We start from the raw sequence: 512 nt of genomic DNA, 5'->3' as shown, positions 1-512 counted from the left end.
GTGAGCGCCCTGCTACACCGCCAGCATCATTTCGAGATCAGCTTGCGTCTTAGCTCTACGTGCAATCGTTCCGAGCACGACGCGGTCATAAAGCTCCTTCCATTCCGGAGAGCCATCCGTAAGTCCGAGCTCTTCCTCAAGGACATCGAACACCTCATTGGCGATGTTCACGATCAGCTTTGCTTCTGCGATTTCCAATCTTCCGTTTCCCTTGTCGATAACCACCTTGCTATCGGCACCAGGGAACAAAACTTTAGAGACGCACGATGAGCGAGAACAGCAAAATCGAATGGACCGATCACACGTTTAACCCGTGGGAAGGGTGCCAGAAAGTCGGCCCCGGCTTCGACCACTGCTACGCTGAGACGCGCAACGCGCGCTTCGGTGGGGGCACCGCGATCAACTGGGGGCCCGGGGCGCCGCGGCGGCGCACGTCGGCGGCCAACTGGCGCAAGCCTATTCAGTGGAACGCGCAGCATGATGCGTTCTTCGCAGCGCACGGCCGGCGCCAG

The 512-nt window shown here is 59.4% G+C and carries 2 protein-coding genes; one reads left to right on the top strand and one right to left on the bottom strand.

Annotated features, from left to right (window positions below):
* Window positions 1–12: 12 nt before the first annotated feature.
* Complete coding sequence (locus P0D80_RS51100) at window positions 13–225, bottom strand: hypothetical protein (RefSeq protein WP_408296584.1); 213 nt, start codon at window positions 223–225, stop codon at window positions 13–15.
* A 41-nt stretch (window positions 226–266) separates the two neighbouring features.
* On the opposite strand from P0D80_RS51100, the gene P0D80_RS51095 reads away from it, so the two are divergent.
* The coding region (locus P0D80_RS51095) for a DUF5131 family protein (RefSeq protein ID WP_408296581.1) at window positions 267–512 on the top strand (246 nt) is incomplete at its 3' end.

Origin of the sequence: Paraburkholderia sp. RL17-373-BIF-A (assembly GCF_046030175.1) — a bacterium.
In the GTDB taxonomy this organism is placed as follows: Bacteria; Pseudomonadota; Gammaproteobacteria; order Burkholderiales; family Burkholderiaceae; genus Paraburkholderia.
Note: the sequence above shows the minus strand (reverse complement) of the source record. Positions and strands in the feature narration are given on the sequence as shown.